Origin of the sequence: Acinetobacter sp. Ac_5812 (assembly GCF_013072695.1) — a bacterium.
Taxonomy (GTDB): domain Bacteria; phylum Pseudomonadota; class Gammaproteobacteria; order Pseudomonadales; family Moraxellaceae; genus Acinetobacter.
The window spans coordinates 14,937-29,223 of sequence record NZ_LXUK01000015.1; the positions used below are offsets into that span (position 1 = coordinate 14,937).

The following is a 14,287-nucleotide window of genomic DNA, read 5'->3' on the forward strand; positions in this document are numbered from 1 at the left end:
GTCTATTTAAAGATGAAAAATAAAATTATGGTGCAGCAAGACTGACTTGACCGTGAACAACGTGGAATAATTGAAAAGAAATCGACAAATCCTGTAAGTGTTTTAATACCGACGCATGGTCTAAGGTGGTCATAAAAACTTGACTTCCTAACTGACTCAATCGCTCAATTAAACGTTGTTGTGCAGTCTCATCTAACTCTGCTGTCAGATCATCTAATAATACCACAGTTTCCTTATTACTCGCATGTAGCATTGCAATTTGTGACAGTTTTAATGCCATGATTAACAACTTTTTTTGCCCGCGAGAGAGCACATCATCGGCATTGCCAAAAGGCGTTTTTAAACGTAAATCAGCGCGATGCGGACCGTACTCGGTATAACGTCGATCGAGGTCTTTTTGATGCTGCTGAACCAAGTCCTGCAATAGACCTTGCTCAGTATGAAAACCCGGATTGTACTCCAGTTCAATCTCAAGATTAGGTAGAAGTTGCTTTAAATCCTCATGGAAAAATTGATTCCATTGTTCAACAATACTGACCCGTTGTGAATGCAGCATTTCACCATAATCACTGAGCATTTTATTCCAAGGCTCCAAATCAGCCAAAGTCAGATTGCGCCGTGTCTTGAGCAAACTATTGCGTTGTTTGAGTGCCCGAGAATAATACTGCCATGCAAAATAAAACTCAGGTTCCACGTGGAACATTAACCAATCTAATAACTGTCGCCGAGGCTTTGCACCATGGTCAATTATATCGGTACTCTGTGGATCGATATGCTGTAAAGGCAATAATTTTGCCAGTTGACCTTGTGTCGCAATGGTATCGCCATTGACCTTAATCACCTGTTCGCCCGAAGCCAACTTTTGCATACCAATGCGTTCACTGGCAGATTGCGCAAATACAATCGCATCTCCAGCGTCATATTGAATGTAATGTTTTGGAATATGGGTACGAAATGAACGACCTGTTGCCAGTAAATGAATGGACTCGAGAACTGAAGTTTTGCCAGAACCATTTGCGCCGTAAAAAATATTAAACGGTTGCAACTCATGGAGCGCAACCGTTTTTAAATTACGTACACGTTCGATATTTAAACGCGTGATTTGCATGCTTTAAAACTCAAATCTCGCCATTAAACTCGCATTGGCATCACAACATAGGTTTGATCAGGATGGGCTGGATCTTGGACAAGCACCGATTGATTGGCTTCGCTCATGCTCATTTTCACATCATCACCATCCAGTACACCGAGTACTTCAAGAATATATTGTGCATTAAATGACATTTCTAAGGGTGCATCTTGATATTGAATTGCAATATCTTCTACTGCTTCATCCTGTTCTGGGTTATTGGCGCGTAACTGTAATGAATCTTGATTAAAATTCAAGAAAACACCACGCAGTTTTTCATTACTTAAAATAGCAACACGCTGCAACGACTGTTTAAACACATCATGTGCAATAAACACATGCTTATCACCATTTTTTGGAATAACACGGCGATAATCTGGGAATTTTCCATCAATTAACTTCGTCGTGAAACGAACGGTAATATCACCCTGCTCTTTATCACGGCTTGGCGTATTAATGGTAACATTCAACAACTCACGACCAATCAACAGAGTCAATTGTTCATCTTCAAGGCTCAGTAAACGTTGTAATTCACCTACGGCCTTACGCGGAACAATGGCCTGCATCGGCGCTGCTGCTGTTGAAGAAGCCAAAACTTCACACAAAGCTAAACGATGTCCATCAGTAGTTACTGTACGTAATTGATTTTGATCAATTTCAAGTAAAGTACCGGTCAGGTAAAAACGGACATCTTGTACAGCCATCGCAAAGGCGGTTTTTTCAAATAAACGCTTCAATTCGCGTTGCGTTACCTGAACTTGTGTCCCTTGGCTATTTTCAGTAGTTAACAATGGATAATCTTCAGCAGGAAGTGTACCCAAAACGAAACGGCTATTGCCCGATTTTAAAATACAACGTTGATCTTCAGTAATTTGCAGATCAATCAAGGCTGCTGTCGGAAGAGATTTACAAATTTCGACCAGTTTACGTGCAGGAACCGTGGTTTCACCCGCTTCCAAGCAAGCACCTTCTGCTAACGTGGTGCTGGCAACCAATTCAACTTCCAAGTCAGAACCTGTAATGGTTAAAGCCTGTTGTGTGGTTTGAATTTTAACGTTTGAAAGAATATTCAAGGTATGACGGCGTTCAACAGCCCCCACCACATGGGATAAAACATTGACTAAACTTTCTTTAGCGATTTTCAAACGCACGATTTTATTCCTCTTACAACAGAAGCCGATATGAATGTTAGCAGTGTACTATGCTGCACTTAAAAAGTGTTTGCAACTCTGAAAAATAGATTAACTTTGTAACAAGCGTAGTAAATTTTTATAGTCTTCATTAAAAATAGGGTCTTCTTCACGCAAGCTGACCACTTTTTCACAGGCATGCATCACGGTACTGTGGTCACGACCACCAAAAGCCATACCAATTTCCGGAAAACTATCCCCAGTTAATTCACGTGCCAAACCCATGGCCAATTGACGTGGGCGTGCATAAATACGGGTACGTTTTGGACCAATCAATTCTTTGAGTGGAATTCGGAAGTATTCACTCACCACCCGCTGGATGTTTTCCACACTAATGGTCCGTGCACGAATCGCCAAAACATCTTTTAACGACTCACGTACGACATCTAGGTCAATGACGGTCCCCTTGAAACGTGAAATCGCGACCACTTTATTCAGCGCACCTTCAAGCTCGCGTACGTTTGCAACCACTTGTTGTGCAATAAACAAAGCACAGTTCCGCGGTAAATCAACACCACTATTTTCAGCTTTTTTCAGCAAGATCTCGATACGGGTTTCGATATCTGGCGGTTCAACCCCAACAGATAAACCCCATGAAAAGCGAGAAACTAAACGTGGATCAAGTTCAGTGAGTTCTTTTGGATAACGATCTGAGGTTAAAATAATTTGTTTAGACTCATCCAATAAAGCATTGAATGTATAGAAGAATTCAACAAGGCTTGCTTCTTTTCCTGCTAGTAAATGAATATCATCGACCAACAATAAATCTAAAGAACGACAGTTTTTCTTAAATTCTTCAACCTTACCTTTTTGCAATGAACTGACAAAGTCCTGTACAAAACTTTCCGAAGTCATATACATCACACGTGCATTTGGCTTGGCTTGTAACAACGCATTGCCCACGGCCTGCATTAAATGGGTTTTACCTAGACCTGTCGGGCCATACAAAAATAAAGGGTTGTGTTGTGAAGCGCCTAACTGGGTTAAAACTTTACGGCAGGTTTCAGCAGCCATTTGGTTAGAACGACCTTCAACAAACAAAGAGAAGGTAAATAATGGATTGAGTTGTCTTTTCTTCGGTATTTTAGTGACATTTTGACTGGGTTGAACCAAATCAGATTCTTTTTTTACTTTTGTTGGAACAGCAACAGGTGCGCTACTCAACGCTGCTGTTGTGGTTGCAGGTTGCTCATTAGAAGACAAAATTGTCCCAGGACGTGAATCAACCAGAATTTCAACCTGACGAACTCGGCCTTCCGACAATTGTTCCGCAAGAATAGAAATCAGTTCTAAATGGTTATCTTGAATATAACGCGTCCAATAGGGGTTCGGTGCGTATAAACGCATCACACCATCAACCTCTTCAGCAACCAAAGGACGAATCCACATCGCAAAGACGTTATCAGATAGCTCTTGTCGCAAGCGAGTTAAGCAGTCTGTCCAGAGCATGTGCATCCCCTATATATCCATTTTTTAAATTCAAAAATAAAAACCGTCACCCCTCATCTTTCAAAGGGGTCGCCATTCTAACCAAGTTATCCACATCTGTCAGGACAATTTATGGGACTTTTGCTGAAAAAGACAGCATTCGTTTATAAATTTAAATTCAAAACCACATGTGCATAACTTTTTGCACAAGCTGTGGATAGTTTTAAGCTCAAAGTTATCCACAAACTATAAAATTGATAAAAACATGCTTATCCACAGCATAACTTTATGTTTATTCATAAAAAAACATCACTTTCCACAGAATAAATGCGCCCTAATAAGAATAAATTTAAATTTTAAAATTTGAATTTACTTATAGGGTTTACTTGAATTGTGGATAACTGAGCATATCGAAATTTAAATTCAAAATCCAAGAATTAAATTTAAATCAGAAGATGGATTGTTGATAAGCTTGTTTGTAAGCTGTGAATATAGACGAATACTGATATTATTTAAATAGATAGCTTGTGTATATTTTTTGTTTTCAATAAAAGCATATAACTTCGAGCAGTTTTATTGCTTCAAAACAGAACAAAGAAAATGTAAAGTTTTTGATTTTTCATTGACAGCGTAAACATTGCGCAATAAAATCGCGGACCTTTATAGAAAGATCATTTTGGAGTTTCGAAATGAAACGTACTTTCCAACCATCTGAATTAAAGCGTAAACGCGTTCATGGTTTCCGCGCTCGTATGGCTACTAAAGCAGGTCGTCAAGTTTTAGCTCGTCGTCGTGCAAAAGGTCGTCATAGCTTAACTGTTTAATACTGTTAAGCTGACCAGACTTGGGTGATGACACTTTACAGTTTCGGCACTGAATCTCGTATTCGTTGTGCCGCTGATTATAAAAGTGTATTTGATGGTGCGCTTTTTAAAGTGCATCAGCCCCATTTCCTTTTTTTAGCAAAATTAACCGAACAGCCGAAAAGCCGTTTGGGTATTGTCGTTGCTAAAAAAAAGGTGCGTCGTGCACATGAACGAAATCGAATAAAACGTCTTGCTCGGGAGAGCTTTCGTTTACATCAAGCGCAATTTAATGCTGATATCGATATTGTGGTGATGCCTAAAGTAGGTATAGAAGCAATCGCAAATCAAGAATTACATCAACAATTAGATTTTGCTTGGCAAAAATTACAACGCTTAGCAAAGAAGCATTCCAAAGTCGTTGTGACATCCCTCCAAAATTAGAGATCTCCAATGGTACGTTTACTGCATTGGTTGATAAGATGTTACCAAATCGCAATTAGTCCATTATTGGGTCCTCGTTGTCGCTATATTCCCACTTGTTCGCAATATGCAATCGAAGCCTTGCAGACACATGGCGCGGTCAAAGGTGTATGGTTATCGACTAAGCGAATTTGCCGTTGTCATCCTTGGGGTGGGTCAGGCTATGATCCAGTGCCTCGTAAAGCACTTCGTTTTATTTCGTTTCATCAAATAGATTCTCAAATGCATCACGTTGCTGTACCCTTTCGTGATCGTTTATTCAAGCAAAATCTCTCTAACCATTTGGGATTATAGATATGCAACAATGGGCCAGATTTGCAATTCTTGGAGCCATGTTTGTTACCGCATATTTGCTTATTTTGGCTTGGCAAAAAGATTATGGTCATGCTGCACCAGCACCGCAACAACAAGCGGCTGCTGTGACTGCACATGAAGTATCTGCAGATTTGCCAAATGCTCAAAATGCAACAGCGGCTTCAGACTTGCCACAAGCAAATGTGACTGCATCACAAGCCACAGAACATAATACATCTGTGAGTCAGCAACTGATTTCAGTACAAACTGATCTTTATCATCTGTGGATCAATCCAAAAGGTGGTGATATCGTCCGTATTGAATTGTTAAGCCATGATGAAAGCAAAGACAGCGACAAACCGTTTGTCATGCTGGAAAGCGATGCGAAACGTACTTACGTCGCTCAATCTGGTTTAATTGGTTTAAATGGACCAGATAGCAGCCGTGGCGGTCGTCCAATGTATGATGTTGAAAAAACAGCATACACTTTGGCAGATGCGAAAAGCGTTGCGTCGAAAGATGGTAAAACACAGCAAGTGTTGACTGTGCCGTTGGTATTTAAAACACCTGAAGGTGTGGAAGTGATCAAATCGTTCACCTTCACGCAAGGCGATTACCCAATTACCGTTAAACATCAAGTCATTAACCGCAGTCAGCAAAGCTGGCAAGGTCAAATGTTTGGTCAATTAAAGCGTGATAATTCGGATGACCCTGGTAAGTCTTCACAAGGTATTTTCACCTTGGGTACTTATCTTGGTGGCGCTTGGGGTACACCAGATGCGCATTATAACAAGTTAAAATTTACCAACTTTAATGACGAAAAATTAAATGTTGAAGCCAAAGGCGGCTGGGTTGCCATGGTTCAGCATTATTTTGTGAGCGCATGGATTCCTGGGAACTTAAAACTGACTCAGGCCGATGGTCAGCCATATAATGCAAAATTAGAGTCACGTCAGTCTACGGACGGCATGAATATCATGGGCTTCACCTCTCCAGTGATCAATGTACCTGCAGGTACCTCAATGGAAGTGGATGCTAAGCTTTATTCTGGTCCGAAAGTTCAGTCTGAGCTGAAAGATTTGGCTGATGGTTTAAACCAAACTGTAGATTATGGTTGGTTATGGCCAATTGCGAAATTATTGTTCTTGGGCTTGCAATTCTTCCATAACATTATTGGTAACTGGGGCTGGTCAATTATCTTATTGACGATCTTGGTGAAGTTGATTTTATGGCCACTTTCTTCAAAAAGTTATCGTTCGATGGCGAAAATGCGTGTGATTGCACCAGAAATGCAACGCATGAAAGAAGAATTTGGTGAAGACCGCATGCGTTTCTCGCAAGAAATGATGGCCTTATACAAGCGTGAACAAGTCAACCCATTGTCTGGTTGCTTGCCATTGCTGTTACAAATGCCGATTTTCTTAGCCTTGTATTGGGTATTGATGGAATCCGTTGAACTCCGTCATGCACCGTGGTTAGGCTGGATTCAAGATTTATCTGCGATGGATCCATGGTTTATCTTGCCGTTGATCATGGGTGTGACTATGTTCGTTCAGCAAATGCTGAACCCACAACCGACTGATCCAATGCAGGCCAAAGTGTTCCGTATCATGCCTATCATGTTTACGGTATTCATGTTGTTCTTCCCTGCGGGCTTAGTGCTTTACTGGATCGTCAACAACAGTATTACCATTTTGCAACAATGGTTTATTAACAAAGGTGTCGAAAAAGACCGTCTCAACAAGGTTGAGCCGAGCGCTTAAGTTCGAACTTTTACTGAATAAATCCGCTTAAGATGGTAATCTTAGGCGGATTTTTCTTTGTCTGTATTTAGCGGTTGAACCCAACAACCCTTGCGTTTTTTAGGTGAATTTAACATGCAACATCAAACCACAATTGCTGCGATTGCTACCCCATTAGGTCGTGGTGGTGTGGGGGTGATTCGACTCTCTGGACCAAAAGCCTATCCGATAGCAGAGCAACTGACCCAGAAAAAGCTCCCTGCGGCACGCATGGCAGGTTTCCGTCAGTTTTGTGATGCCGATGGCTCAGTAATGGACGAAGGCATTGTATTGTGTTTTCCAAACCCACATTCCTTTACCGGGGAAGATGTGGTGGAACTGCAAGGTCATGGTGGTCCAGTCATTCAAAATGCCCTGTTAGCACGTTTACTCGATTTGGGGGCGACAGCTGCAAAGGCGGGTGAATTTTCCATGCGTGCCTTTGAAAATGGCAAAATGGACTTGGTACAAGCCGAAGCGATTGCCGATTTGATTGATGCCACTTCACAGGCGGCAGCACGTTCAGCAGTACGTTCTTTACAAGGTGCATTTTCAACCAAAATTAATATGGTTTTAGAGCAACTGATTCACTTACGGTTGCATGTTGAAGCTGCGATTGATTTCCCCGAAGAAGAAATTGATTTCCTGGCCGATGGCAAGATTTTGGCCTTGCTGGATGGTGTACAGGACTCGGTTCAAGCGGTACAGCAGTCCGCACGCCAAGGCCAATTGCTACGTGAAGGTTTACAGGTGGTGATTGCGGGTAAGCCCAATGCGGGTAAATCGAGCCTATTAAACGCACTCGCTGGCCATGAACGTGCCATTGTGACCGATATTGCAGGGACTACCCGTGATGTGCTGCATGAAAAGATTAGTTTAAATGGCTTGCCGATGACTTTAACCGATACTGCAGGCTTACGTGAAACGGGCGATATCGTCGAGCAGGAAGGGATTCGTCGTGCGATCAAGGAAATTGAACAGGCTGATTTATTGCTGTTGGTGTATGACTTGAATCAAGGCGATGAACCTTTACAGCTGGCACATGAATATTTTGCTGATCATCTGGAGCCAAAGCGTTTATTGTTGATTGGGAATAAATGCGATTTAACTGGACAACAGGCGGAAATGACCGATTATCAGGGCTTCCGTCATATTAGTGTCTCAGCCAAACAGGATATGGGGGTTCAGGCGCTCATAGATGCGATTACAGCGCATGCGGGCTTCCAACCCGAGGAAGACACCTTTATCGCCCGAACACGTCATTTAGACGCAATGAAGCGTACTCAGCGTTACTTGTCTGAGGCGCGTGAGCAGTTGGTGGTGTTTAACGCTGGTGAGCTGGTGGCCGAGTCGTTGCGCTTGGCGCAGAATGCATTGGGTGAAATCACCGGTGATTTCAGTGCCGATGATTTGCTTGGTAAGATTTTTGGTTCGTTCTGTATTGGTAAATAATGAATTAAATCAATTACTAATGGCTTGGATTGTGTTGCAATCCAAGCCATTTTTTATCACTTATCTTCAGTTTGTTGCTCTTCTTCAGGCTTTTGTTCTTGTACCACATTTAACGCGGTCATCATCGCAACTGGCGCGCCTTCTTGGCGAGTACTCTTCAGCTTGATTTGTAAACGCAATTCATTGACTGAATCGGCATTGCGTAAGGCTTCATCATAGCTAATCGCACCTTCGTTATACAGCTCAAATAAGGCTTGGTCGAAGGTTTGCATGCCCAGTTCACGCGACTTGCTCATAATCTCTTTCAGTGCATGGAACTGCCCTTTGAGAATATTGTCGGCAATCAATGGGGTATTCAGCAAAATTTCAATCGCAGCACGACGACCTTTGCCATCTTGGGTACGTACCAGACGTTGTGAAATAATGCCTTTCATATTGGATGAAAGATCCATCAGCAACTGATTACGACGCTCTTCGGGGAAAAAGTTAATAATTCGATCCAGTGCTTGGTTGGCATTATTGGCGTGTAAAGTACCTAAGCAAAGATGACCTGTTTCAGCAAAGGCAATCGCGTGTTCCATGGTTTCAGTATCACGGATTTCACCAATCAGAATCACATCAGGTGCCTGACGTAGTGTGTTTTTCAAGGCGTGGTGCCATGAATGACAATCAACCCCTACTTCACGATGGGTAATCATCGATTTTTTGTGTTTATGCACATATTCCACTGGGTCTTCAACAGTAATGATATGCCCCGCTGAGTTTTCATTACGATGGTCAATCATGGCCGCCAAAGAGGTGGATTTGCCTGAGCCTGTCCCCCCAACAACCAGTACCAAGCCACGCTTTTCCATGATCACATTTTTCAGAGATTCTGGCAGTTTCAACTTTTGGAAGGTTGGAATTTCTGAGGTAATGGTACGAATCACCATGCCGATTTGCAGCTGTTGTTTAAATACGTTGACACGGAAACGGGAAACATTGGGCACATTGATTGCGAAATTACATTCCCATTCTGTTTCAAATTCTTGGCGCTGTTTTTCATTCATCAAACTATAGGCAAATAGCTTGGTTTTATCTGCGGTGAGTGCCTGTTGCCCCAATGGACGCATCAGGCCTTGCAATTTAATGCTCGGTGGAAAATCAGCGGTGATAAATAAATCGGATCCCCCATATTCCACTACTTTGCTAAGCATGTGAAACATAAAGGTTTTGGCTTCTTCTAATAGTTCCGCGTTATACATTGAGCTACCTAAATTTTTACAATGAAGCGAAGTTCATTGTTGTAATACGATGATAATCATCCCGATAGGGAAACATTTTTTTGTTTCTTGAAAATGAATAATGATAGATCAAGGTGACTTGATTTGGAGCATTTTATTCCTTCATCTTCACGGTGCTGCCGAATGATGCGAATTATTCCAAAAAGCGAGGTGCTGATCTATGTACTTTTTAAAATTATTAAATAATTATCAATGTGATGGACCTAAATTGTCAGTTTTTTACTGAATCGATCGCTTGCAGCATGATGTATGAAGGATGAGAACAGGATAAACGAACGTTCCACGTGAAACATCGCATGAATTGGTTGAGTTTTGGTTGTTACTGAGTAAGCTTGGCTGTTGAGCGGCTTGAGACTGATTACAATAGCCGCTGATTTTTGAATTGAGTGTTCGTCATGTTAAAAAAAATTGGGATGTTCTCATTATTGAGCTGTATGTCAGCGATGAGTTTTGCCAACGTAGACAGCTTAAAAAGCAATTTAAATAAGCAATATCCCAATATCCAAGTCAGCAACATCCAACCTACAGAAATGACTGGTTTATATAGTGCCAGTCTGGATAATCAAATTATTTATTTGGATGAAAGTGCACAACACATGTTTGTGGGTTCTATGGTACGCCTAAAAGATCAAAAGAACCTGACCAAGGATTTAGTGATCCAACAAAATTCGATTGACTGGAAACAACTGCCTTTTAAGGATGCGATTAAAACGGTTAAAGGCAATGGTAAGCGTGAGTTAGCGGTATTTTCGGACCCAAATTGTTCATATTGCAAAAAATTAGAAGCTGAACTGGACAAGCTGACTGATGTGACGATTTATACCTTTATCTATGCTTTAAAACCACAATCGATCGCGGTGTCAAAATCGGTTTGGTGTGATGCCAATCCAGCCTATGCATGGAAAAACTTGCTACAAAAGAATCTGCAACCGAAAGAAAAAAGTTGTGCCAACCCGATTGAGCGTAACCTTGAACTCGGTCGTAAACTTGCTGTGGATGCCACGCCAACCTTGATTTTCTCAAATGGTTTGAAAATGGTCGGTGGACGCAGTGCTGAAGAAATTCAGATGATTTGGAAAGAGCTTGGACTCTAATGAAAAAGCTCCCCAATCATCGTTTAAAATGAATGGGGAGCCTTCTGAAGGGATTTAACTTTTTTTGGTGATGAGTTTATAAAGGAATAAAATAATCACCGCACCCAAGACAGACGCAATAAAACCAGCTGCCGAATTTTCAGCATATAAGCCAAGTAAACGTCCACCGTAAGTAGCGAGTAATGAACCTGCGATACCCAATAAGGTCGTGACAATAAAGCCAGCTTTGTCATCACCTGGATGTATTGCACGTGCAATTAAACCAGCAAAAAAACCAACAACAATGGCTACAATCAGAGACCACATTATCTTTTCTCCTTGTTTTAAAAGCGGTATTTCTTATTATCCTGCTTGATTCGAGCCTACTTTGTCTGTAGTGGATTGCCTATTTATGTCGTATTTTTGTGCATTCTTTAGCAGGCTTTGTTTAATCACACAGCATAAAAAAGGCGCCCTAAGGCACCTCTGAGTCAGCATTATGATCAGCCCATGACAGTTGTCATCGGTACTGATGCAATGCCAGTAAGGTTGAACTATTAAAGACCGATTTCACCAATAAATGGCAGATGACGGTACTTTTGATCGAAATCCAAACCATAACCGACAATAAAGCGATCTTCGACTTCAAAACCGAGGAATTTCACTTCTAGCGGAATTTCACGGCGTGATGGCTTACTCACCAGAGTACACAGTTCAATCGAATTCGGGTTACGTGTTTGCAGCATTTCAACTACTTTGCTTAAGGTGTTGCCTGAGTCGATAATGTCTTCCACCACCAGCACATCTTTACCATGAATTTCACCATCAAGATCTTTCAAAATCTTGACGTCTCTTGAAGAAACCGTGGTGCCATTGACGTAGCTAGAAACAGTCATAAAATCGAGTTCGTGTGGCTTTTCAATGGCACGGCATAGGTCGGCCATAAAAATAACTGAACCACGTAACAGGCCAATCAATACCAGTTCTTTATCACTTTGAGCATAGTGTGCATTGATCTTTTCACCCAGTTCTTTGACTTTGGCTTGAATCTCTTCACTTGAAATCATAATGCGCATTGCAATGGTCATCGGTAGATTCCTAAAACTTAAAAACGGGAAAATAAAAAAGGTGTTGACCTGCAACACCTCGAAATCTTGAGCTAATCCGCCAATTTTAAAACAAAATCACCTTTCATGCACCTTTTGATGATGAAGAATATGTTTCATTTTGAGCAGATGCACGGTCACGTTTTAACAGAACAGCACATCCGACGGCCAATATGATCCACCCAAGTTTTTGTTTATTTAAGCGTTTCGCTTTGGCTATAGGCTTTTTGTCCATAGATATAGGTTGCCTCAATATTTCGGTCATCGCCCATGGTGAATAAGGCAAATAAGCTATCATCAACCGATTTTGAACGTGATTGACGTAATTGTTGTAAGGCGGTTGGTTTCAGGTTCAGTACCACAAAATCAGCTTCTTTACCGAGATTGAAATTACCGAGCTTGTCATCCAGATGCAAGGCTTTTGCTCCGCCTAAGGTTGCATGATAGAGCGACTCAAACGCAGACAGTTTATCACCTTGTAGCTGTTGAACCTTGTACGCTTCATTGACGGTTTGCAATAAGCTAAACGAGGTCCCTGCCCCAACGTCGGTGCCAAGGCCGACTTTAACCTGTTGTTGCCAAGTTTTGTTCAATGGAAATAAACCGCTACCCAAGAACAGGTTTGAAGTTGGGCAGAAGGCAATTGCAGAATCAGTCTCATGCATACATTTCCATTCCGCATCTTCTAAATGCACACAGTGCGCAAATACCGAACGTTGACCAGTTAAGCCATAGTGATGATAGACATCCAGATAACCCTTTTGCTCAGGGAATAAATCTTTCACCCATGCGATTTCATCTTTGTTTTCACTTAAATGAGTATGCACATAGACATCCGGAAATTGGGCTTTGAGTTGGCCTGCTTTTTCGAGTTGTTCAGGCGTTGAGGTGGGTGCAAAACGTGGGGTAATCGCATACAGTGCACGACCTTGGCCATGCCACTTCTCGATTAATGCCTTAGAATCGTTATAGCCGCTGTCTGCGGTGTCGCACAAGGCTTCGGGTGCATGACGATCCATCATCACCTTACCTGCGATTAAACGCATTTGGTGCTGTGCTGCGGCCTCAAATAAAGCATCCACCGATTCAGGATGTACCGTACAGAATACCAATGCTGTGGTGGTGCCATTTTTAAGTAGTTCATTGACAAAAAACTTGGCAATGTCTTGCGCATAGGCTTGGTCTTTGAACTGGATTTCGGTTGGGAAGGTATAGGTGTTTAACCAGCTTAAAAGTTGCTCGCCGTAGGCCCCGACCATCTCGGTTTGTGGGAAATGAATATGGGTATCGATCATACCCGGAATAATTAATTGTTCTGGATAATGCTGAATGTCAACGTTTGCAGGAAGATGGGCTTGAGCGTCGTTCCACGTGCCAAACCAGCGAATTTTGCCTTGCTCAGTGATCATGACACCATCTTCGAGATAGCGCACTTGATCGGCAATTTCAGCAGCTTGGGAAACGGTTTTTTGAATATCTAAGAAGCGACCACGAATCACCGTGATTGGAGTAGCCAAAGTCATAACAACCTACAATTTTACTTTTTTCGGTTGATTGTACCTGATTTTGCCAAAGTTACTGGATTATTCGTCTAATTCGTAGGCTTAAAAGGTATATAAATGTGACTCATAATTTAAAGTAACTCAGTTTGGGAAAATCGAAATGTATGTCTTATCTGGGGGAAACACAGAGACAGAGCAAAGCAATCGAAGCAGACTATTTGATCTGATTATGCAGTCCCCTGCTTTGTATGGGATGTTGCAGCTACTGGCTCAATTGCATCCTACGGCTTATTTAAGCGCAGGTGTGCTTCGGAATACCGTGTGGGCACATTTACATGGTCAAAGCTTTGACTTGAACAATTGCGATATAGATGTGATCTACCATGATGCAACTGAGCGTGATCACAGCAGAGAAAAGCAATTACAGCGCGCACTAGCGCGAATCTTTCCTGAACAACAATGGGATGTGGTAAATCAGGCCTTGGTGCATACCTGGTATGGTCAGGATAAGACCGAAAAAATTCAGCCTCTAGTCTCGATTGAGCAGGCTTTGTCACTATGGCCAGACACAGCAACGGCGCTTGCAGTCCGCTTAAATCGCTCAGGAGAGTTGGAACTGATCGCACCCTTTGGTCTGCATGATTTATTTGCACTCAGATTGCGTTGGAATCCTGCATTGGTCAGCTATGACACCTTTAAACAACGGATTGAATCCAAACAGTGGTTACAGCAATGGCCTAAATTGCAATGAGTGGATGATGCT

The 14,287-nt window shown here is 41.9% G+C and carries 14 protein-coding genes; 7 read left to right on the forward strand and 7 right to left on the reverse strand.

Going from position 1 to position 14,287, the window contains the following annotated elements; translation table 11 throughout:
* Positions 1-25: 25 nt before the first annotated feature.
* The 3 genes from recF to dnaA all read right to left on the reverse strand — a co-directional run bounded on the left by recF (position 26) and on the right by dnaA (position 3,768).
* Positions 26-1,108, reverse strand: a complete 1,083-nt coding sequence (gene recF, locus A7P55_RS12010; protein ID WP_005201766.1) for a DNA replication/repair protein RecF — start codon at positions 1,106-1,108, stop codon at positions 26-28.
* Positions 1,109-1,131: 23 nt separating this feature from the next.
* Complete coding sequence (gene dnaN, locus A7P55_RS12015; protein WP_005201768.1) at positions 1,132-2,280, reverse strand: DNA polymerase III subunit beta; 1,149 nt, start codon at positions 2,278-2,280, stop codon at positions 1,132-1,134.
* A 90-nt stretch (positions 2,281-2,370) separates the two neighbouring features.
* Positions 2,371-3,768 carry a chromosomal replication initiator protein DnaA gene (dnaA, locus tag A7P55_RS12020; RefSeq protein ID WP_004803339.1) on the reverse strand — a complete coding sequence of 466 codons (1,398 nt, stop codon included), beginning with the start codon at positions 3,766-3,768 and terminating at the stop codon, positions 2,371-2,373.
* A 668-nt stretch (positions 3,769-4,436) separates the two neighbouring features.
* Here dnaA and rpmH point away from each other — a divergent pair.
* From rpmH to mnmE, 5 genes are all read left to right on the forward strand, one after another.
* On the forward strand, positions 4,437-4,571 hold the full coding sequence (rpmH, locus tag A7P55_RS12025) for a 50S ribosomal protein L34 (RefSeq protein ID WP_000831329.1): 135 nt from the start codon (positions 4,437-4,439) through the stop codon (positions 4,569-4,571).
* A gap of 27 nt (positions 4,572-4,598) precedes the next feature.
* Positions 4,599-4,994, forward strand: coding sequence for a ribonuclease P protein component (gene rnpA, locus A7P55_RS12030; protein WP_004656857.1), 396 nt, complete (start codon positions 4,599-4,601; stop codon positions 4,992-4,994).
* A gap of 9 nt (positions 4,995-5,003) precedes the next feature.
* Positions 5,004-5,327 carry a membrane protein insertion efficiency factor YidD gene (yidD, locus tag A7P55_RS12035; protein WP_004803336.1) on the forward strand — a complete coding sequence of 108 codons (324 nt, stop codon included), beginning with the start codon at positions 5,004-5,006 and terminating at the stop codon, positions 5,325-5,327.
* A 2-nt stretch (positions 5,328-5,329) separates the two neighbouring features.
* Positions 5,330-7,090, forward strand: coding sequence for a membrane protein insertase YidC (yidC, locus tag A7P55_RS12040; protein WP_171552279.1), 1,761 nt, complete (start codon positions 5,330-5,332; stop codon positions 7,088-7,090).
* A 114-nt stretch (positions 7,091-7,204) separates the two neighbouring features.
* Positions 7,205-8,560: a tRNA uridine-5-carboxymethylaminomethyl(34) synthesis GTPase MnmE gene (mnmE, locus tag A7P55_RS12045; RefSeq protein ID WP_171552280.1), complete on the forward strand. Its 1,356-nt coding sequence runs from the start codon at positions 7,205-7,207 to the stop codon at positions 8,558-8,560.
* 56 nt (positions 8,561-8,616) lie between these two features.
* On the opposite strand, the gene A7P55_RS12050 is transcribed toward mnmE, so the two are convergent.
* A complete protein-coding gene (locus A7P55_RS12050) occupies positions 8,617-9,804 on the reverse strand; it encodes a PilT/PilU family type 4a pilus ATPase (RefSeq protein WP_171552281.1) in 1,188 nt (395 codons plus the stop codon).
* 434 nt (positions 9,805-10,238) lie between these two features.
* Between A7P55_RS12050 and A7P55_RS12055 the strand changes: the two genes are divergently transcribed.
* Positions 10,239-10,937: a DsbC family protein gene (locus A7P55_RS12055; protein ID WP_005201776.1), complete on the forward strand. Its 699-nt coding sequence runs from the start codon at positions 10,239-10,241 to the stop codon at positions 10,935-10,937.
* 54 nt (positions 10,938-10,991) lie between these two features.
* On the opposite strand, the gene A7P55_RS12060 is transcribed toward A7P55_RS12055, so the two are convergent.
* From A7P55_RS12060 to guaD, 3 genes are all read right to left on the reverse strand, one after another.
* Positions 10,992-11,243, reverse strand: a complete 252-nt coding sequence (locus tag A7P55_RS12060) for a GlsB/YeaQ/YmgE family stress response membrane protein (protein ID WP_004656846.1) — start codon at positions 11,241-11,243, stop codon at positions 10,992-10,994.
* Between the two features lie 230 nt (positions 11,244-11,473).
* Positions 11,474-12,004 (reverse strand): hypoxanthine phosphoribosyltransferase, encoded by a 531-nt coding sequence (gene hpt, locus A7P55_RS12065; protein WP_016162105.1) that lies wholly within the window; start codon positions 12,002-12,004, stop codon positions 11,474-11,476.
* Positions 12,005-12,216: 212 nt separating this feature from the next.
* Complete coding sequence (gene guaD / locus A7P55_RS12070) at positions 12,217-13,545, reverse strand: guanine deaminase (protein ID WP_171552282.1); 1,329 nt, start codon at positions 13,543-13,545, stop codon at positions 12,217-12,219.
* 139 nt (positions 13,546-13,684) lie between these two features.
* Between guaD and A7P55_RS12075 the strand changes: the two genes are divergently transcribed.
* Positions 13,685-14,275 carry a nucleotidyltransferase family protein gene (locus tag A7P55_RS12075; protein WP_171552283.1) on the forward strand — a complete coding sequence of 197 codons (591 nt, stop codon included), beginning with the start codon at positions 13,685-13,687 and terminating at the stop codon, positions 14,273-14,275.
* Positions 14,276-14,287: the final 12 nt, after the last annotated feature.